The organism is Mesorhizobium sp. P3_A10, from assembly GCF_056403175.1.
In genome coordinates this window covers 543060-561597 of sequence record NZ_JBFUFZ010000002.1, presented here as the reverse complement: position 1 = coordinate 561597, position 18538 = coordinate 543060, and the positions used below count along the sequence as shown (strand labels likewise).

At 59.0% G+C, this 18538-nt stretch carries 18 protein-coding genes; 13 read left to right on the top strand and 5 right to left on the bottom strand.

Features of this window, described 5'->3' with window-relative positions; translation table 11 throughout:
- The first annotated feature begins 38 nt into the window (after positions 1-38).
- From pgsA to AC1DXU_RS09540, 4 genes are all read left to right on the top strand, one after another.
- Entirely contained in the window at positions 39-635 is a 597-nt protein-coding gene (pgsA, locus tag AC1DXU_RS09555; protein ID WP_091577231.1) for a CDP-diacylglycerol--glycerol-3-phosphate 3-phosphatidyltransferase, read from the top strand.
- A gap of 1 nt (position 636) precedes the next feature.
- Entirely contained in the window at positions 637-891 is a 255-nt protein-coding gene (moaD, locus tag AC1DXU_RS09550; RefSeq protein WP_477367431.1) for a molybdopterin converting factor subunit 1, read from the top strand.
- 1 nt (position 892) lies between these two features.
- A complete protein-coding gene (locus AC1DXU_RS09545) occupies positions 893-1375 on the top strand; it encodes a molybdenum cofactor biosynthesis protein MoaE (protein WP_477367429.1) in 483 nt (160 codons plus the stop codon).
- Between the two features lie 69 nt (positions 1376-1444).
- Positions 1445-2212, top strand: coding sequence for a YbaY family lipoprotein (locus AC1DXU_RS09540; protein ID WP_477367426.1), 768 nt, complete (start codon positions 1445-1447; stop codon positions 2210-2212).
- Between the two features lie 49 nt (positions 2213-2261).
- Here AC1DXU_RS09540 and AC1DXU_RS09535 read toward each other — a convergent pair whose 3' ends face one another.
- Both AC1DXU_RS09535 and ndk read right to left on the bottom strand, forming a co-directional pair.
- Positions 2262-2870 carry a class I SAM-dependent methyltransferase gene (locus tag AC1DXU_RS09535; protein ID WP_477367423.1) on the bottom strand — a complete coding sequence of 203 codons (609 nt, stop codon included), beginning with the start codon at positions 2868-2870 and terminating at the stop codon, positions 2262-2264.
- 142 nt (positions 2871-3012) lie between these two features.
- Positions 3013-3435 (bottom strand): nucleoside-diphosphate kinase, encoded by a 423-nt coding sequence (ndk, locus tag AC1DXU_RS09530; RefSeq protein ID WP_477319378.1) that lies wholly within the window; start codon positions 3433-3435, stop codon positions 3013-3015.
- 202 nt (positions 3436-3637) lie between these two features.
- On the opposite strand from ndk, the gene AC1DXU_RS09525 reads away from it, so the two are divergent.
- Complete coding sequence (locus AC1DXU_RS09525) at positions 3638-3844, top strand: hypothetical protein (RefSeq protein WP_477367421.1); 207 nt, start codon at positions 3638-3640, stop codon at positions 3842-3844.
- A 40-nt stretch (positions 3845-3884) separates the two neighbouring features.
- On the opposite strand, the gene bluB is transcribed toward AC1DXU_RS09525, so the two are convergent.
- Positions 3885-4520, bottom strand: a complete 636-nt coding sequence (gene bluB / locus AC1DXU_RS09520; protein ID WP_477319374.1) for a 5,6-dimethylbenzimidazole synthase — start codon at positions 4518-4520, stop codon at positions 3885-3887.
- A 177-nt stretch (positions 4521-4697) separates the two neighbouring features.
- Complete coding sequence (locus AC1DXU_RS09515; protein ID WP_477367418.1) at positions 4698-5390, bottom strand: glutathione S-transferase family protein; 693 nt, start codon at positions 5388-5390, stop codon at positions 4698-4700.
- Positions 5391-5451: 61 nt separating this feature from the next.
- On the opposite strand from AC1DXU_RS09515, the gene AC1DXU_RS09510 reads away from it, so the two are divergent.
- From AC1DXU_RS09510 to AC1DXU_RS09475, 8 genes are all read left to right on the top strand, one after another.
- Positions 5452-5964: a DinB family protein gene (locus AC1DXU_RS09510; protein WP_477367415.1), complete on the top strand. Its 513-nt coding sequence runs from the start codon at positions 5452-5454 to the stop codon at positions 5962-5964.
- Between the two features lie 507 nt (positions 5965-6471).
- Positions 6472-7053 (top strand): hypothetical protein, encoded by a 582-nt coding sequence (locus AC1DXU_RS09505; protein WP_477367413.1) that lies wholly within the window; start codon positions 6472-6474, stop codon positions 7051-7053.
- 294 nt (positions 7054-7347) lie between these two features.
- Entirely contained in the window at positions 7348-8136 is a 789-nt protein-coding gene (locus AC1DXU_RS09500) for a GGDEF domain-containing protein (protein ID WP_477367411.1), read from the top strand.
- Positions 8137-8485: 349 nt separating this feature from the next.
- Positions 8486-9907, top strand: coding sequence for an MBOAT family O-acyltransferase (locus AC1DXU_RS09495; RefSeq protein WP_477367408.1), 1422 nt, complete (start codon positions 8486-8488; stop codon positions 9905-9907).
- A complete protein-coding gene (locus tag AC1DXU_RS09490) occupies positions 9907-11418 on the top strand; it encodes an alginate O-acetyltransferase AlgX-related protein (RefSeq protein WP_477367405.1) in 1512 nt (503 codons plus the stop codon). Before AC1DXU_RS09495 ends, AC1DXU_RS09490 begins: the two co-directional genes overlap by 1 nt.
- A gap of 103 nt (positions 11419-11521) precedes the next feature.
- The gene (locus AC1DXU_RS09485) at positions 11522-12202 is read left to right on the top strand and encodes a methyltransferase domain-containing protein (RefSeq protein ID WP_477367402.1); all 681 of its coding nucleotides are present in this window, start codon (positions 11522-11524) and stop codon (positions 12200-12202) included.
- 158 nt (positions 12203-12360) lie between these two features.
- Complete coding sequence (locus AC1DXU_RS09480; RefSeq protein ID WP_477367399.1) at positions 12361-14265, top strand: class I SAM-dependent methyltransferase; 1905 nt, start codon at positions 12361-12363, stop codon at positions 14263-14265.
- Positions 14246-15133, top strand: a complete 888-nt coding sequence (locus AC1DXU_RS09475) for a class I SAM-dependent methyltransferase (protein WP_477367396.1) — start codon at positions 14246-14248, stop codon at positions 15131-15133. Before AC1DXU_RS09480 ends, AC1DXU_RS09475 begins: the two co-directional genes overlap by 20 nt.
- Here the strand turns inward: AC1DXU_RS09475 and AC1DXU_RS09470 are convergent.
- The gene (locus tag AC1DXU_RS09470) at positions 15130-18144 is read right to left on the bottom strand and encodes a rhamnosyltransferase WsaF family glycosyltransferase (protein WP_477367393.1); all 3015 of its coding nucleotides are present in this window, start codon (positions 18142-18144) and stop codon (positions 15130-15132) included. The two genes, AC1DXU_RS09475 and AC1DXU_RS09470, sit on opposite strands and share 4 nt — an antisense overlap.
- Positions 18145-18538: the final 394 nt, after the last annotated feature.

Here is an 18538-nt window from a genome sequence, read left to right as displayed (position 1 = left end):
CTGATTTGAGTACGCAGGAAGAAAGAGTCCCCCCGCACATGGCCAAGCGCGCGTTCAACCTGCCCAACATGCTCACCTACGCCCGCATTATCGCGGTGCCGCTGGTGGTCCTGTGCTTTTTTCTCGAAGGGCACCTGAAATCGAGCGACTTCGCCCGCTGGTCGGCGCTGATCATTTTCCTGCTGGCGTCGATCACCGATTATCTCGACGGCTATCTGGCGCGCGCCTGGCAGCAGACATCCAACATCGGCAAGATGCTCGATCCAATCGCCGACAAACTGCTGGTCGCCACCTGCCTGCTGCTGCTGGCGGCCGACACCGACCGCCATGCCGGCATCGCCGGCTGGTCGCTGTGGGCGGCGATCATCATCCTGTGCCGTGAAATCCTGGTCTCGGGCCTGCGAGAATATCTGGCGGCACTAAAGGTTTCGGTGCCGGTGACGCAGCTGGCAAAATGGAAGACTGCGATCCAGATGGTCGCCATCGCCTTCCTGCTGGCCGGGCCGGCCGGCGACAAGATTTTTCCGCTGACCACGCAGACCGGCCTGGTGCTGCTTTGGATCGCTGCCCTGGTCACGCTCTACACCGGCTATGATTATTTCCGCGCCGGCCTCAAGCACATCATGGACGAGTGAGATGACGAAGCTCATCTATTTCGCCTGGGTGCGCGAGCGGATCGGCAAGCCGGAAGAGGATGTCGAACTGCCCGCCGGCATCGAGACGGTCGCCGACCTGTTGCGCTGGCTGAAATCGCGCGGCGAGGAATACGAGCACGCGCTGCAATATCCCGATGTGATCCGTGTCGCCATCAACCAGGAACATGTCGAGCACCGCGAAAAGCTATCGGGCGCGCGCGAGATCGCGCTGTTCCCGCCGATGACCGGTGGCTGACATGCCGTCCCCGGTGGTGCCTGTCGTGCGCATCCAGGCGCAGGATTTCGATATCGCCGCCGAGATCGCCAGGCTGACCGCCGGTCGCGCCGATATCGGCGCCGTGGTGACTTTTTCGGGCCTCTGCCGCGACGAGCAGGGCGCGCTGTCTGCACTCGAACTCGAGCATTATCCCGGCATGGCCGAGGCCGAAATCGCCCGCATCGCGGCAGAAGCGATACAGCGCTGGCCGCTGCAGGGGCTCACCGCCATCCATCGCCATGGCAAAATAGCGCCCGGCGAAAACATCGTGCTGGTCGTGGCCGCCTCGGCGCACCGGCAGGCGGCATTCGAAGCGGCGAATTTCCTCATGGATTATCTGAAATCACGGGCGCCGTTCTGGAAGAAGGAACATCGTGCCGACGGTTCCGAAGGCGGCTGGGTCGACGCCAAGGAAACCGACAACACGGCGGCACGCCGCTGGAAGGCGAAGCCGACCGAATAAAATCGCGCCGCAGCCATGCATTGACCGCAATCCCTTGGCCAAATCGCGCTTGGCAAAGGGAGCAAGGTCATGCTGGACAGGATCGCCGAATTCTTCATCTTCGGCTTCGTGCCGCTGGTCGTCGGCGTGCTTGCGGTGCCCGATCTGTCGGTCGCTGCCGAGAAAACCCTGAAGGGCGAGGTGATGTATCGCGAGCGCATCGCGCTGCCACCCAACGCCGTGCTGTCCGTGCAGCTTGCCGATGTGTCGCTGGCCGACGCGCCGGCCGCAATCATCGGCGAACGCAAGGTGGCGCCGGCCGGCCAGGTGCCGATCAAGTTCGAAATCAGCTTCGACCCGGCCGTGATCCGGCCTGAGATGACCTACGCGCTGCAGGCGCGCATCACCGCCGATGACAGGCTGCTGTTCATCACCGATGTCAGCTATCAGGTCGACCCGCTGAGCGATGCGCCGCAGGCCATCGTGCTGAAAATGGTGGCGCCTCGCGACACGCCGACGGCGGCCGCGTTGATCGGGCAGAGCTGGCTGGTTGAATATATTGACGGCATCGGCGTCATCGCCGAGCCGCAGGCGACGTTCCGGATCAGCGAGGCCGGCAAGGCTGGCGGCAGCGGCCCGTGCAATGTCTACTTCGCCACCGCCAAGGTCGATGGTTCTACGATCGCCATCAGCGACATCGGCTCGACCTTCAAGGCCTGTGCGCCGGAGATCATGGCCGAGGAAAAGGCGCTGTTCGAGGCGCTCGCCAAGGCCGCCACGTACCATGTCGACGCCGGCAAGCTTACCATCGTCGACAAGGACGGCCGCGATATCCTGCGCTTCAACGCAGCGAGCTAGAATGTGCTGATCTTCAGGTGGTGCCGGCCTGCCGGTTCCCAGAAGACACTCAAACTGTCGTTTTTTCGAACACTGCGCTGTAGTGATAAGGCGGCACGTCGACCAGTTCGGCAAACTTGAGGCCAGCCGTTTCGACGGCCGCGATGGTCTGTCGCGGGGACAGTCTCAACTCGGTCTTAGGACCGCGCGGCTCACCCAGCACTGTGGTGTTCTCGCGCGGATGCTGGTGCCAGTTGACTATGGCGAAGCGGCCGCCCGGGCCAAGCGTCGCGCCCACCGTACCTGCCAGCCGCGGCCGATCCGGAACGCCATGAAAGGCGTTGGCCATGAAGACGAAGTCGACGGGTGAAGACACCAGCTTGGCCAGCTCGCAGGCATCGCCCGCCACAAAATCGCAATTCGCCACGCCGCTTTCGGTCAGCCGGTGCCGTGCGGCTTCGAGCAGATCGGGATCGATGTCTATGGCTATGACATGCCGGGCGACCCTGGCGATCGGCAGCGTGAACCAACCGTCGCCACAGCAGAGATCGACTACGACCATGCCCGGCCTGATCCCCGTTGCCGCGAGCACGCCGGCCGGGTCGGGCCACAGCGCTTCCCACCAGCCGCTGTTTGGCATCTCTGTGCCCTGGAAGAAGCCGGGAATGGTGCTGGTCATGCTCGGCTCGGCTCCACTGTCGGCAATGCCGGGACCTTGACCTTAGCGCAGGTCTAACCGATCGAGGAGCCTGCCGGCTATCTGCAAACGAAAAAAGGCCGGCGAAACGCCGGCCTTTTTGATCAGAGCGGGTGATTTCTGCTCAGCCGACGATCTCGGTGTCCGAGAACCAGTATTTGATCTCTTCGGCGGCGGTCTCCGGCGCGTCCGAGCCGTGCACCGAATTCTCGCCGATCGACAGCGCGTGCACCTTGCGGATGGTGCCTTCGGCGGCATTGGCCGGGTTGGTGGCGCCCATCACTTCGCGGTTGCGGGCAATGGCGTTCTCGCCTTCCAGCACCTGAACGATGGTCGGCGCCGACGACATGAACTCCACCAGCTCGCCGAAGAACGGACGCTCCTTGTGAACGGCATAAAAACCTTCGGCTTCGCGGCGGCTCATCCACACCCGGCGTGAGGCGATGACGCGCAGGCCGGCCGCTTCCAGCATCTGGGTGATGGCGCCGGTGAGATTGCGCCGGGTCGCGTCCGGCTTGATCATGGAAAAGGTGCGTTCGAGCGCCATGGGGTCGTCCTTGTTTAAGAGAATGGAATTGAGGGTGGCGGGCTCTATACAAGCCGCCCGGCCTATTGCCAAGGGGCGCGGGCGTTCTGGTCAAGCACCGGTCTTTGCGAGAAAATGGAAGCGGTTGCACGCGGGTCGAAACGTCGGCCCGGCGAAAAGGCGGCCTGAGAGGAGAGACCGGACAGCGCAAGCGCCGGACACGATGCCCTGGCCCTGGCTGAAACACGGCGACGTCGCCGGCATCCTGCTGATTGCCGTGGCTCTTGGTATTGTGGTCCTTGTTCTGGTTTTCCATCCGGGGTTGGGGCAAAGACAGAATTTCGGCCTCAGTCCGGACTGGCAATGCGCCCGCATAGAAAAAGGCGAGCCGATCTGCGTGCGCCTGCTCAACCCCGATGGCTCGAAGTGACCGGGTTCCCGCTCCGGCCTGTCGACCCATGCAGGCCGCTCTACCGCCTTATCACCATCGAGGGCCGCCGAAACTCCCAGCCTTCGCGCTCCAGCGTCGGCGTGATGTGCTCCTCCGAGGGATAGCCGACGCAGAAATAGCCGATCAGCGTCCATTGCGGCGGCGCGTCGAGGATCGTCGCCATCTCGACTGGGTCGAGGATCGACACCCAGCCCATGCCGATGCCCTCGGCGCGCGCCGCCAGCCACAGCGTGTGGACCGCCATCACCGCCGAATATTCGATTGTCGCCGGCATCGTCAGGCGGCCAAGTCCGTGCCCTTGCTCCGTCGTGCGGTCGGCGAAAACCGCGAATTGACAAGGCGCCTCGTTCAAGCCGGCGAGCTTCAGCCGGGCATAGAGGGCGGCGCGCTCGCCGCAGAACGATGTCAGCGCTTCCGCATTGCAGCGTTCAAAGCACGCTTTGACGGCGTCACGGCAATTGGCACTCTCGACCACGACAAACCGCCAGGGCTGGCTAAGTCCGACGGACGGCGCGACGCTGGCAAGGTCGAGCAGCCGCTCCAGCGCCCCTTCGGGCAGCGGCGTCGGCCTGAATCGCCTGACGTCCCGGCGCCACAGGAAGAGATTGACGAGTTCGGCGCGAAAATCGTCGCGGAATTCCGGGCCTGACGTCATGGCGTCGCGCTGCCTTGTTTCGATTGCCCGGTCACGGGATTTTTCGTCTTCTTTGCCCGGATCAGGGCAACGGTGAGGCGTGTGAAGCGACGCTTGTGCATCCACATTGTCGCATTTCGTTGGCGATTGGCGAAAAACCGCTGAGATCCGCTCCCTTTTTTCGGGAGACGTGCCGTCCTAGGCTGCCGCCGCCACCTTGCGGCCGAGGCCGCCGTGCAAATCGAGGCAGCGTTCGAACCACTGCGCCACCACGTCGCCATCGTCGAGCAACCGATAGGGCGTCGCGATGCGTGCCCACTGCAGTGCGCCGAAGACGATGTAGTCGGCAAACAGCGGTGATGGACCGCCGATGAACGGCTGATACGTAAGCATCGAGCGCAATGGCTCCAGCGAGGCGCGAAAAGCCCCAAGCCCGGCGTCGCGGGCCGCCATCACCTCTTCCAGCCGCTTGCCGAAGCGCTGCTCGCGATTCTGCCGGAAATAGGCGGCATTGGCCCCGTCCTGCATGGCGTGAAGATCCATGATCGCGGCCGTGGTGACAAAGGGATGGATAGCCAGCTGCGACCAGCGCTCGATGAAGCGCGCCGCAGCCTTGCCGCCGTCGCCGCCAAACAGCGTCGGCCGCTCAGGATAGGCCTCCTCGAGATAGAGCGCGATGGCGAAGGAATCGGCGACCACATGATCGCCGTCGCGGATCACCGGAACGAGTTTCGAGACGCCGCCTTCGACGGCAGGCACTTCGAGAAAGCGCGTCGGCACGCTGGAGATGTCGAGCCCCTTGTGGGCAAGCGCCATCGCCGCCTTCCAGCAATGCGGGCTGAAGGGACGCGCGGCATCGCGTCCAACGAGCTCATAGAGCAGAATGGTCATTGGCGGGGTCGCCCCTGCGGTTTAGGTAGGCTCGGGATTCGATGCGAGGCGGGTAGAAAAGATGAAACAGCATTTCATGATGTTTGCGGCCTACAATCAATGGGCCAATGGCCGCATCTACGATGCCGCCGGCGAAATCAACGACGATGAATTCAACCGCAATGTCGGCGCCTTCTCCGGCTCGATGATGGGCACGCTCAATCATCTGCTCACCGCCGATCGCATCTGGATGAAACGCTTCACTGGCGAAGGCGACGCACCGGCCAGTCTCGACGCCATCATGCACCGCGCTTTGCCCGTATTGCGGATGGCGCGGGAGTCCGAAGACAGGCGTATCATCGACTGGGTCGGCGGCCTCAGTGACAAGGCGCTGTCGGGCCGCTTCACCTACATGACCGTCTCCGACATGCGCACCGTCTCGCAGCGGCTGGCGCCGGCGCTGGCTCACGTCTTCAACCACCAGACCCATCATCGTGGCCAGGCGCACGCGATCCTGACGATCCTGGGCCGGCCTTCGGTGCCGCTCGACCTGATGCTGTTCCAGCGCACCGAAGAAGGGCGCGTCTACGCCTGACGAAGGGTGCTTGCGCAGCTGTCATCCCTAGCGAGAACTTTTCACAAGGCCTGGACTGGCCCCTTCCGCGGGAAAAGCTATCGGCGGCATTGGCGCTCTCCTCGCTAGCCTGACCAAGACCACTTTTCGCTTCACTAAGGCGCCGCAAACGGTGCGGTCCAGCGCCGACATTCCGGATTTTTGCACGGACCTGGAACTCGGTCATTGACCACTTCCGGGCCGCCCACAGGTGCCGTTCGGCCATCGTGCTAAATTAGGGTGAACTTATACTTAATCTTTGGTTGAAATTTTGTTGGCCGATTCGATAAAATTTAGACCTTTAAGAAAAATTGTATAGTTTTTTAGAATAGAGATGAAATGGTTACAAACTAAAATTTCTGATCACAGAAAAAATTAAGAAACTAAAAGGAGATCGCGTACGTATCCTTAGATGCACAAGCAAAGAGGCGGGGCCTGATTCCAGGCTGTTGCAGTGCAGCAAATAGAAGGACCACAAAGGAGAGTGTCATGCATAGTATCGGCAAGAAAATCGCTAGAACACTTGCGAGTGGCGTGATTATCGTTATTTTTGCCATGCCCGCAAACGCCCAAAGTATTGGCCTTGGTGGCGTCGGCGGCGCTTCCGTCGGCAATGGCGGAGCCAGCGCGAATGTGGGCGGCGCCAACGGGGCCAATGCCAGTGTGTCGTTGGGTGGTAACCGCACCAGTGCCAACGTTTCGATCGGCGGCGCTGGCGGCGCAGATGCGAACGCCACCATTGGCGGTGGCGGTGCCACGGCATCTATCGGCACAAATGGCACCACTGCAAACGTAACCGTTGGCACCAACAATGGCACCACTGCCAACGTATCCGTTGGTACCAACAATGGCGTCAATGTCGGTGTCGGAGTCGGCGTTGGAACGCCCGGCACTCCAGGCACGCCTGGCACCCCGGGTACGCCCGGCACGCCTGGCCTCCCTGGCGTCGTCGCCAGCATGTCGAACAGCCAGATCGCACACATGAAGAAGCGCTGCGTCGACGTGCTCGCCAGCGAAGGCACCTATGATAGTGACCTGCGGCAGCTCTGCCTGCTGATCTCACGCCGCTAACGCATGAGGGTGCTACAGCGCCCGGCGCATCCAGAGCGGACGCGCCGCACTGCAGGGCCGGTTAACTCCGGCAAAAAGTGTCGAACCAGCCGGGAGGCTTCGACGGCACACTCCTGGCCTCCGGCCAGTCGGAAAGCCCGCCACTCAGGTGGCGGGCTTTTTGCTGCACATGGGGGCTGCGCAGGCGCTTCAGTACCTTTGACGCGCGGTTAACCACATTCGAGTTGGAAGCAAGGTCTTAGGATTTCGTTTGCCTTGCCGCTGCAAAATGGCTGACGTAGCGGGAGTAACGGCATGCGGATCGATTTGTCCCCAACGAGCTGGGGCAGGGTCATAGCTGTAACCATCGCCGGCACGGCGGTTTGCATTGCCGCCGCCTTCTTCGTCGACTCCTTCAATTTTCCGTCTCTGTCGCCTGACGCATTGCGCTGGGCGAAGCTCACCGACCTGCTGCTGCCGCTGGTGCTGGGGGGGTCGTTTTTCTTTTTCCTGATGCACAAGATGCGCCAGCTGGCCATCGCTCAAAGGGAACTGAGCATTGTCGCGGCAACCGACAGCCTGACTGCGGTGTTCAACCGCGGCGCGTTTTCCATGCTTGTCGAGGCATATCTCGACCAGGCGGGCAGCCATTCCGTCGTCAATGCCGGCGCCTTGTTGATCGTCGACGCCGACCATTTCAAGACCATCAACGATCGCCTGGGCCACGATTGCGGCGATCAGGCGCTGAAGCTGATTGCCAAGACGATCCAGGGGCAGTTGCGCGGTGCCGACATCGTCGGACGAATTGGCGGCGAGGAATTCGCGGTTTTCCTTCCCGGCGCCGACTCCTCGCAGTCATGGCTGGTCGCCGAGGGTATCCGGCGGCGAATCCGCGAAGCCGAGTTTGCCCCGGGCGGGCGGCCTTGCCCGCTTTCGGTAAGCATTGGCGGCATCGCCTTCAGCGGCCCCACCACCTATGCCGAAATGTTCGTGGTGGCGGACAGGCATCTCTACAAGGCCAAGTCGAACGGCCGCGACCAGGTCAGCTTTGAAATAACAGGACCGCGCAGCCAGATGGCCGGCGACCCGACAGTAATCCACTAGACGGCGAGCTTGACGAAGCTACGGTTGGGGATCGGCCTGGCCAGGATCGGTGAACCGCGGCCGTCAAGGTCGCGTGCTCGAACGAGAGCCTTCAGCACCTCCCCAATTTCGGCGTCGCGCCACCCCCCAACGGCGCCGCGCGCCATTGGGGGGTGATTATGCACAGGGCTTCATCAACAGGAGCCAGAGATTCAGAAATAAGTATTTACAGATTAGACGGGCCGTCTACTATCCCAAAGCGGGAGGTGATCGAGCAGTTCCGGTGGTGATGTTAGGACGCTTTTCGTGTTCTGACTGTCGAGTCGACTCTTCAAACCTTAAAAACTCGTGGAATACGACTGAGGGATGGATGGTATTTTCGGCGAGTAACTTCCTATTTTTCTTTCTTCCGGTCGCCCTTTCCATCGCCTTTTTTGCCAGACCGTCGGCCTTCAGGCCAAGCCTTCTTGTTTTGAGCCTGGTGTTCTACTACTGGTCCTCCGGGTCATATGTCATAATACTCGTCGCAGACCTGATGGTCGCCTATGTCGGGGCGCTCACCCTGGATTTCTGCAAGGGGGCTCGATCGAGAAAGGCAATTGCCGCGGTAGCAATAGCTCTCCCCGTCAGCTTGCTTGTGTTCTTCAAATATCTCGGCTTTGTCGCGGCCAACGTCGATTCAGTTGCCGGCAGCGGCCTTGCGATGAAATTCGCTGGCGTCGTTCTCCCAATCGGCATATCCTTTTTTACCTTCCAGGCATTGTCCTACCTGATCGACGTCTATCGTCGCGCAATTCCGGCCGAGCCCAATGTCGTGCTTTTTGGCACGTACTTTACGTTTTTTCCGCATTTGATCGCTGGCCCGATTGTACGGTATCGCGACGTTATCGAGGACTTTCGAGCGCCGAAGGTATCCCTGTCGAACTTCTCCGCCGGAGCCACCCGCTTCGCTCATGGCCTGATGAAAAAGGTGATAATAGCCGACGGCGTCGCGCCTATTCCGGATGCCATTTTTGCTGCCCCGCACGATTCCATCACCTTCATCTCAGCCTGGCTGGCGGCCTCCGCCTATGGCATCCAGTTGTACTTCGACTTCTCCGGCTATTCGGACATGGCCATCGGCCTTGCCCGCATGTTCGGCATCCGCTTTGCCGAAAACTTTGAGAGGCCTTACGCCAGCCGTTCGATCGCCGAATTCTGGCGACGTTGGCACATCTCGCTGTCGAGCTGGTTTCGCGACTATCTGTATATACCCTTGGGGGGAAATCGGCATGGCAGGATCGCGACCTATCGAAACCTGTTGTTCGTTTTCGCGGTGACAGGTCTCTGGCATGGCGCCTCGTGGACGTTCTTTTGCTGGGGGCTGTTCCACGGGGTTTTCATCCTGGGCGAACGCGTCGCGACCGGCGCATGGCCCAAAGTGCTCGAGAAGGAATGGCTGCGATATGCCTACTTCCTGCCCGTTGTAACGCTGAGCTGGCCGCTGTTCCGTTCGACGTCGCTCGAGCAGGCAATTTCATTGTGGAAGGCGATGGCTTTGCCGGCCGCCGCCGGCGCATTCAGCCTTGATGCCGCAGCCCCGATAGCCACGACCAGCCTAATCGCCCTAGCGGCCGGTGCGGCGATCTATGTTCTGCCCGGCCGGCTCTCGTTCGGCCAGTTGCTGACAAGCGAGACCAGAGGCGATAGGCTCTATGTCGCCGGCGCCTGCTACACAGTTGTTGCCCTGCTGGTCTGTCAGGTGTTGGCGCTGAGCGGTGGCTACACCCCGTTTTTGTATTTCCAATTCTGATGACCACAGCAAAAAAAATATGCGACGCCATTGTCACCGCGGCTTTCGCGGCGGTGGTCGCGTCTCCGCTGCTGGTGCTTGCCGTGCGGGGGGCTGTTGAGCCCTATGGCCAGAGAGAATTTACGCCCTTTCCCCCTATGGAAGTGCTTTCTACCGGCTCGAGCGGCGCATTCGATCAGATGGCTTCCGCTCTTCTGGAGCGTTCCCAGCTAAAGAAATCGGCCATTTCGATTCGGAATACCGTTTTGCTGAAGATCGTTCACCAATACGACCACAACAACGTCGTTACCGGAAAGGACGGCTGGCTCTATTGGAAGGGCGATTGGTTCGAGGGCCAATGTCAAAAGAAATATGACGTGGAAATGGCCGTCTCCCGCATGGACGCCATGCTCGACGTTGCCGGCGCGTCCGGAATTGAGATGTACTTTGCGATTCCGCCCGACAAATCAACGGTCTATCCAGAATTTCTCGACCCTCATTTTGAAAAGTTATGGGCCTGCAAACAGCAGAGCGCCGACCTTTTGCGATCGACGATCAGGACCGAAGCGCCTCGCGTCATTGACCACCTGACCTCACAGCTGGATGCAAAAAGAAATTCAACGGGAGACAGGCTGTATAGCAAGGTGGACACCCACTGGACCTATGTTGGCGCTGCCATCGCCCTTCGCCAATTGCTGGTTGCGGTTTTTCCGGAGGCAAAAGAGATACAGCCGCCCGCACTGACCGGGAAAATGACGTTGCGCCCGGCAGATCTTGAAACACTGATGCTGTTGGTCGGCAACGGTGAAGCGGAAAGCGAGATCGACCGCCCGGCGGAAACAAAAGCGCTATCTTCGGTCAAGCAGTTCGATCAGGCGAGTTCCACCGTCATCCTGCATGATTCATTCTATAAAAAAATCGTAGGCTTGACGGACCCTTTCCGACACGCGTTCGCAGTTGGTCTGGGTGCCGGTCAACAAGAGATCACGAACGCAATACTCGCCAGCAACCGGCTGATCGTCAGCCGTGTCGAGCGAGCGGTGGTTGAGTCGGCGCTGACCGGCCCTCTTTCATGGCCCAGCCCGCTGGGTCAGGCTCTGGTCGCACGCAACGAACTGGCTGCCAGGGAATGCGGGGATTTTGCTCCTGCCTCCGGCGCGCCGAGGCTCCAGGCCATGGTTGCGGACGCAAACGGCTATCTCACCACTGCCCCCGATCCCCAAATGGTCACCACCGTGCCCGTCTCGGCTGGTGGTGGAAGAACCCCCTGCGTTAGGCTGCATCTGATGTTGAAAGTTCCCGATACATTCGAGATCTATTTTTCACCCCATGATGGCCCGGATGGAGCTTTTGTTGCCGGTCGCTCGATTCAACTGCCTCTCGACGCCGGCGACCACGCGATTGCGCTGGTTCTTCCTGACTATCTGGCGGGGCGTTCCATTCGTATCGATCCAGGCGATTCCGGGCAGCAGACGACCATGAGGGATGTAGAGTTTGGCTGGCGTTCCTCCGCTGGCGAAGCAATCCGATGATCCTGTTTCGGTGTCGGAGCCGCTCCGTCGCGCGCACTGCCGCGGGCGTCGCCGCTGCGGTGAACGGGAGCGGTCGCAAAGCAAACTAAGGGATCAATGTTGAATGTTGTGCACGGTATGCGGCGGAACCGAGTTCACGGCACACACGGTCCTGTGGCCACAGCTGATCGATCAATGGCAACTCTCGCCCGCGGAAGTAAGTTATGTAGACCGTCAGCAAGGCGAAATTTGCGCAAGCTGCGGTGCAAATCTGAGATCGATAGCACTTGCCAATGCGCTGCGCGCCGTTTGCGGAACGACGCATATGCTACGGGATTTTGTCGTTTCTGCCGATGCTGCGCATGTTCGCATTCTGGAATTGAACGACGCCGGCACGCTCAATCCAGTTCTGTCCAAAATGCCGGAGCATGTTTTCGGTGCCTATCCGCAGGTCGATTTGCACGCCTTGCCCTGGCCTGATGATACTTTCGACATAATTGTCCATTCCGATACACTTGAGCATGTCGCCAATCCCGTCCACGCGCTGGCAGAGTGCCGCCGAGTTCTCAAGCCGCGGGGTGCGCTCTGCTTGACCGTCCCGATCATCGTCGGGCGAATGAGCAGGGGGCGAACGGGCCTTCCGAAAAGTCATCACGGCAGCCCGCAAGAGAGCGGCGATGACTATGTGGTCCATACGGAATTCGGTGCCGATGCTTGGTGCTTCCTCATGGAGGCGGGTTATTCCGAGTTGACAATTTTTCCGGTGGATTATCCCGCGGCACTCGCAATGGTGGCGCGCAGATAGCTCAGGCATGTGGTTCGTCGAGGCGTACGGCCGGAGGACTATCTCGAGCATGCACACAGAACTGGTGCTCCGGTTTCAGAGCGATATGATGCGAAGGTGGCGCAATCTGACGAGACGCCTCTGCTGGCGCAATTCATCGGTGGCGTTTGGTGAGGACCATGAAGAATACCAGGAAATCCGCGCTGAACTACACCGGCGAGCGTTATCATCCGGAGCTGCTGGACGAAATTCGCCAGGAGCATATGCATCGCTATGCGTGGGCGCGTGGCCTGGTTGACGGACTTGATGTAATCGACCTTGCTTGCGGGGAGGGCTTTGGTTCGGCCATGCTCGCCGCGTCTGCCCGACGGGTGATTGGCATCGACATTTCAGACAGCGCTGTCAGGCATGCCGAGTCACGATATCAGGTTCAGAACCTTTCTTTCCTATGTGCCGACGCAGTCAACCTGCCGTTGGCCGATCACTGCGCTGATGTGGTCGTTTCCTTTGAGACCATTGAGCATCTGGCCAATCAAGCCGGCATGATGGCCGAAATTCGTCGCGTTCTCAGACCTGCCGGGTTTCTTATCATATCCTCGCCCAACACTGAGGTCTATTCACACCGACAGGGTCACGTTAACGAATTTCATATCAGCGAACTGACCGGCCAGCAGTTCGAGAATTTGTTGAGAGAGCAATTTCCTGCACTTCGGCTGTTTGGTCAGCGGTTGACCGTGGCATCGTCGATCCTGTCCTGTCAGGGTGACGCGGGCGGGATAGCCAGCGTTTTTCGCGACGGAAGCAGTGTCGAGAGGACCGCAGGCGAAATCCCTGATACCATGTACTACATCGGTGTTGCCGCCGCGAACGAGGCCAGCCTGCCAGCGCTGGAAGCCTCATTTCTGGTCAGCGCAAGCTATGATGTCTACTGGAAAATCTTCGACCAGATAGCAGCGACCGGAGCGGAGAACGACCAGTTCGCAAAGGAAGTTCAAGCCTTGAGAGGCGAAAGGGTCGAGCTCGTGGCGAGGACCGAACATCTGAGCCAGCAGCGAGACAGGGTCGCAACTGAAAACTTGTCGTTGGATGAAGCTCTGACATTTGCTGTCGAACATTTTGCCCATGGCGATAGGGAGGAGCACGGTACCATGCCGTTTTTCGATTCAGAATATTACCTCAGAAACAACCCCGATGTTGCGAGCGCAGGTGTGAATCCGCTCCTGCACTATCTGCGTTCTGGGCGGCGTGAGGGTCGCCTGCCGAGAGCCGCGGCACAAAACAACCAGGCGCAAGTCCAACAAGCCCCGGTCAAAGAGAATACAAGGGAGAGCGCCGTGGGAACCGTTGCCGTTGAGGAGATGGAGGCTGCGGCAAAACGATATGCCGCGATCTATCGGGTAAGTCCGGCGCTTCACTCCGAAGATCATATGTTGGCGCACTTCCTGAAGATGAACGCCGAGGGCGGTTTGAAATTCTATTTCAAGGGTGGGCTGGCCGACGCGGAACAATTGATGACGACGATCGAAGGCCTCGGCGTCGACATGGACAATCTGAGGGTTCTCGAATTTGCCGCCGGCTATGGGCGGCTCACCCGTCACCTGCAGAAATTATGCGACCTGACGGTAAGCGATATCCACCCAGAAGCGGTGGAGTTCGTGAGTAAACATTGCGGATGCCCGACCTATGTGTCGTCAAAAGACCCCGACCAGCTTAAGATTCCGGGTCAGTTCAATGTCGTCGCCGTCATATCGCTTTTTTCCCATCTGCCGGATCGCACTTTTGGCAGATGGCTGTCGGCACTCTATGCGCTCGTGGCGCCAGGCGGTTATCTGATCTTTACGACGATCGGCGAATCCGCTCGTGCCATCAACCCAAAAATACCAACGCCAGGGCCCGATAGCATGGCCTTCGAACCCATGTCGGAACAGAAAGACCTGGACACGCAGGACTACGGCAATGCGACGGTTCATCCGCACTATGTCGGCGTTCAGGTCGGCAGGCTTCCGGGAGCACGGCTGATATCCTACAAGGCCGGCGTGTGGTGGAAGTATCAGGACCAGTACGTTGTACAAAAACCTGCTTGACGCTTTCGCCGCATCGCGGTGGTTAAAAGGCAAGGGGGAGGACTCAACGATGGAGCCAGTGAATGAACCGAGCCGCAACAGCGAGCCGGTCCGGTCGTCACAGGCGTTTGAAACGAGCGATTTCCTGCGGGCCCTCGCCAAAGTATGGGCAGACAGATATTCGGTTAGTCCCGAGCTTCATGAGTATGACCACATTTTCGGCCATCTGGTCGCCCGGTTGTCGGCGGGCGAGGAGATGAAGATATTCGAGGCGCTGAAGCACTATTTCGAGAACGGAGCTGCCAACGCGCAACAGGTGCGCGAACTCATGGCATCACTGGGCTTGGCCAAGGACGCGAGGGTGCTGGAGTTCGCAAGCGGCTATGGACGCGTGACGCGCCATTTGAAGGACTTGAATTTCGTCGCATGCGACATCCACCCCGAAGCGGTGTCTTTCTGTGCGGATGTGTTGGGGGTCCCGGCGATTCCCTCCGCCAGTATCCCCGAAAATTGGCAGCCAGGCGAAAAGTACGATTTCATCTTCGCGATTTCGCTGTGGTCCCACCTGCCGGATGGCTTGTTCCAGCGCTGGTTGTCCTCAGTATGCGACGCGCTCAAACCGGGCGGCTATCTGATGTTCTCCACGCACGGGGCGCATGCAGCAACCGTCGTTCCCCAGCTTGCCGAAGTCATCAAGGATGGTCAGCAATACGGCTATCTGGATGGATCGGATCAGAAGGATCTCGATTCGTCGATCTACGGCTCCACCATCGTGTTGCCGCCCTATGTGCTCAAGGCGATCTACGACGCAACGAAGGCGCGCGTCGTTTCGTTCAAGCCGGCCGGATGGTGGGGCTTGCAGGATGAATGGATCATCCGGGTTCCCTAACTTGTTTGTCCCTTTGGCGTAAGGCTTTGGCGGCCGGCTGAGACAGGCCTGCCGGCAGCCTGAGCGCCATGCGCCCGGTTCCGGGGCGTATGCACCTGGTTCCGCGGCGAGTGGGCAGCAACGGAAAGGGCAGGCCGATCGGACAGGAAGTCGACGATCTTCTTCATGGTTGCCCCGGAGAAAGAGTCGTCCCAGTTGGTCGGCCAATCGAGGTGCGAGCCTTGCAGTCGCCGGTCGTATTGATCAACACGCGAGATGGCGTCCTTGAGCCCGGCGATCACGCCTTCCAGCGTCGGCTCCACGGCGATGAGGTTGGTCGATATATTCCGCAGGCTCTTCGCCGTCTTGTTCTCGAACGTGTTGGTCACGGTCCACATTCCCGCCGAGGCCATTTCCAGCGGCACCAGACTGGGATGCGGCGTCAGCATGAGCGAGAGGCCGATATCATGGTGCGGCAGCCGTTCGGTATAGGTTTGCAGATCGGTCTTAGGCATCATCTCCATGACCACGTCGCGAGCCAGCCTGACCTTGCTGGCGCCGCCGATCGAACCCATGCCGTAGAATTTCCACTTGTCGGCGTCGAAATCGGGGGACCTGGCCAGTTCGGCGAGCGCCTTCAAGCCGAGTTCGAACAGGTTGCGCGATGCATGCGCTTCCGGGCGGGCATAAAAAAGAATGCGCCGTTCATGATGGCGCATGTCGTTTAGCGAGGGCGTGAATTTCTGGATCGCGTTGCGGAACACAGCATGGTGTTTTTCCGCGTCAGGCTGCGAGAATATGCCGATCTTGTTCAGCTTGAAAAAGTCGCGCAGCAAGGGCGTCGAGAAAAGCTGGAACTGCGGGAAGCCGTAGGACTGCCGGAACAACGCGGCGATCGTGTTCATGGGCAGGAAATAGGGTTCGTATTCCTGGACCATGAACATGAAACGGTCCTGTCCCAATTGGCGGCTGGCATGGTGCGCGATATGCGCGCCCCAGCCATTGGTAGCGATGAAGCGGTCTCCGGGATTGACGGACAATTCCTCCTTGCGGTCGTGCCGATGCTCGATTTCAATCTCGTCAAACAAGTGCTCGACGCAAGGGTAGCCTTTGATGCGCTCGCGAGCGACCGCCATGTCCAGCTCCGTATATTCCAGCGTCACGATCCGGACGAGAAAACCTTCCCGACGGAGCCGAAGCGCCAGACTGAACATGCCGATATAACCGCCGAAGATGTATTTGAAATCTATCGTGGCCAGGAGGATGTTGACGCGCTTTGGCTCGCGGCTCGACACCCGCAGCGTCAGCGGCTGAATGTTGTGAAAAATCCAGTTTGCCTCCATATCCTCAACGCGGGGTATTCCGCCGGGGATGGCGACATTCGGCGCGGTTGCAGATCCTGTAGCGACCCTGCGGGCATGCTGCAGGTATCGGGCTTTCTTTAATCGATAGGCGAGATTCCTTGCTCTGGCGCCGAAGGCGGCATTCATCAACAGTCCCTCGACGTTCAATGTCGAATGCCGCCGCAACATGCCTGAAAATTTCAGGCGAATCGGTTCGATCACACTGGTCGTCAGACGTAGGATTTGGTTGGTCGTCTTTTTCAGGCTTCCCGGCATTCCAGGATTTCGCAGCCGAAGTGTCTCTGCGAATACGGCCTTTTCCTGCGCCCCCGAGAAGTCCACGCGTGCTTGCTGCAGCAAGGTGCGACCGGCATCAAGCAAGGCGTGCTTGTTTCCTGCGCCTTTGAGGATGGCCCCTATTGAATGGGAAACGCCGTGGTAGCGTTTGACCACTTGCCCTACAACGTTCGCTCCATGCTGATGATAGTCGTACAAAGGTTCGTCGACATAGGAAATTCCGCCCGCAGCCTCGGCCGTAAGTGCAATCCATTGATCATGGTAGGCATCCATCAGCCGTTGCGGAAACGGCAGAATCCGATCGAGAATGTCGCTGCGAAACAGGCTCGCGGCACCGGTCACAGAATTGGCCAGGAACAGCGAGAGGAAATCCGCGTATTCATTTTTGCGGTGGTTCCAATATGTCTCGGAGACAACCTCATTGTCTGTGACGATGCGGCAGTCGCTAAACACGAGTTTCTTATTCGCCGGCAAAGCTTGAAGGAGCTTCGTGAGTTTGTCGGGGTGCCAATTATCATCCTGATCCGCCAGCGCAACGAAGTCCGCATCGCTTGGTACTAAAGAAAGGCACTCTTCGAAGTTATTGTAGAAGCCCTTGCGTGCCTTGTTTCGCACATAGATAAAGCGGCTGTCGTTTTCGATCATATCAAGAATATCGTCGCGACAGGCAGCAATAGAACTGTCATCTGTGATAATGCAGATCCAGTTCTCATGATCCTGCGCGCATATCGATCCGATCTGCTGCTTCAGAAGTTGCAAAGGCGGATTGTACGCTGCCATGCAGATGGCAACCTTGGGGCCGTTCGCCGGCCATTCCACCGCCAGCGGGCGTCGATTGCTCTCCGGCTGAAACTCGAAGACCCCCAGGGGTTGCTCGATGATCTTTCCCGACTTCAACTCGGCACGAAGTCGCAGGTCGCGTGTCTCTGGCGTCGCAATTTCATCGATCGGCAGTATCGTGATGAACTCGGAAAACAGGCTGCCGCCACTCGGATCCTGCGCGGGATAAAAGTAATGCAAAACGTCCGGTCGGGCCCAGGAATGGTTTCGGATTTCATGCTGCCTGGTTCCGTCCAGGACATACAGTCGCCTGATCGGATTGCCGGGACAAAAAGCCCAGCCCTGCAGATACAGCGCAAGCCCCTTGCCGACGTGGAACGTGCGACCGGAAGGAACGTCAATCCCGCACAGAAGCCTGGGTCCTGCCGGATCTCCGGAGGAGCGTGTTCTGGAAGGCAGTGCTTTGGGAGGCAGCGAACTGGCCTGGTCAATGGCAGGCTCTTTTCGAAAAGCAAAAAAATCAAAAAACTGCTGAATACCGAAACGTCCTGCCGCCGTGAGCAGAGAGCCAAGATTGATTCTATTCGACGGATGACCGGCCTTGACCGTCAATATACCTCGTGTATTTCCCAAGGATTCACCCATCTATACGATAATGTTCTATTTCAGGTCTCGCTAGGAGATGTGCGGCTTACGCAAACCCTTGGTCATCCTCCATGCTGGTTCGAAGCAGGCTAACTCTCAAAGCTTCATACCACAATATGCTATCATCAAATATCTACAGATGTTACCTTCTACTTATAGTAGAATCTATATCAATGTCGTGTACTCGGGGAATTTCGCGGGTTTTCCTCCAGAGTTACCCAAAAAATCGGGTTTTACGAACCTTATGAATTTCACCGCATCTAGGCGTAACCTTGGAATTTGTACGAGATTACGTATATCATTCAGTAAATATCGTTTTTCTGGCGGCTCGCTGCCGTCAACAATCTGCCCGCGCCTTCGC

Coding starts and splice junctions, on each gene's coding strand:
- ndk (WP_477319378.1), bottom strand. CDS start 3,435: ATGGCGCTCGAACGCACCTTTTCCATGATCAAGCCGGACGCGACCCGG.
- AC1DXU_RS09495 (WP_477367408.1), top strand. CDS start 8,486: ATGGTATTTTCGGCGAGTAACTTCCTATTTTTCTTTCTTCCGGTCGCC.
- AC1DXU_RS09525 (WP_477367421.1), top strand. CDS start 3,638: ATGCCCTGGCCCTGGCTGAAACACGGCGACGTCGCCGGCATCCTGCTG.
- moaD (WP_477367431.1), top strand. CDS start 637: ATGACGAAGCTCATCTATTTCGCCTGGGTGCGCGAGCGGATCGGCAAG.
- AC1DXU_RS09505 (WP_477367413.1), top strand. CDS start 6,472: ATGCATAGTATCGGCAAGAAAATCGCTAGAACACTTGCGAGTGGCGTG.
- AC1DXU_RS09510 (WP_477367415.1), top strand. CDS start 5,452: ATGAAACAGCATTTCATGATGTTTGCGGCCTACAATCAATGGGCCAAT.
- AC1DXU_RS09540 (WP_477367426.1), top strand. CDS start 1,445: ATGCTGGACAGGATCGCCGAATTCTTCATCTTCGGCTTCGTGCCGCTG.
- bluB (WP_477319374.1), bottom strand. CDS start 4,520: ATGACGTCAGGCCCGGAATTCCGCGACGATTTTCGCGCCGAACTCGTC.
- AC1DXU_RS09500 (WP_477367411.1), top strand. CDS start 7,348: ATGCGGATCGATTTGTCCCCAACGAGCTGGGGCAGGGTCATAGCTGTA.
- AC1DXU_RS09545 (WP_477367429.1), top strand. CDS start 893: ATGCCGTCCCCGGTGGTGCCTGTCGTGCGCATCCAGGCGCAGGATTTC.
- AC1DXU_RS09515 (WP_477367418.1), bottom strand. CDS start 5,390: ATGACCATTCTGCTCTATGAGCTCGTTGGACGCGATGCCGCGCGTCCC.
- AC1DXU_RS09485 (WP_477367402.1), top strand. CDS start 11,522: ATGTTGTGCACGGTATGCGGCGGAACCGAGTTCACGGCACACACGGTC.
- AC1DXU_RS09490 (WP_477367405.1), top strand. CDS start 9,907: ATGACCACAGCAAAAAAAATATGCGACGCCATTGTCACCGCGGCTTTC.
- AC1DXU_RS09535 (WP_477367423.1), bottom strand. CDS start 2,870: ATGACCAGCACCATTCCCGGCTTCTTCCAGGGCACAGAGATGCCAAAC.
- pgsA (WP_091577231.1), top strand. CDS start 39: ATGGCCAAGCGCGCGTTCAACCTGCCCAACATGCTCACCTACGCCCGC.
- AC1DXU_RS09480 (WP_477367399.1), top strand. CDS start 12,361: ATGAAGAATACCAGGAAATCCGCGCTGAACTACACCGGCGAGCGTTAT.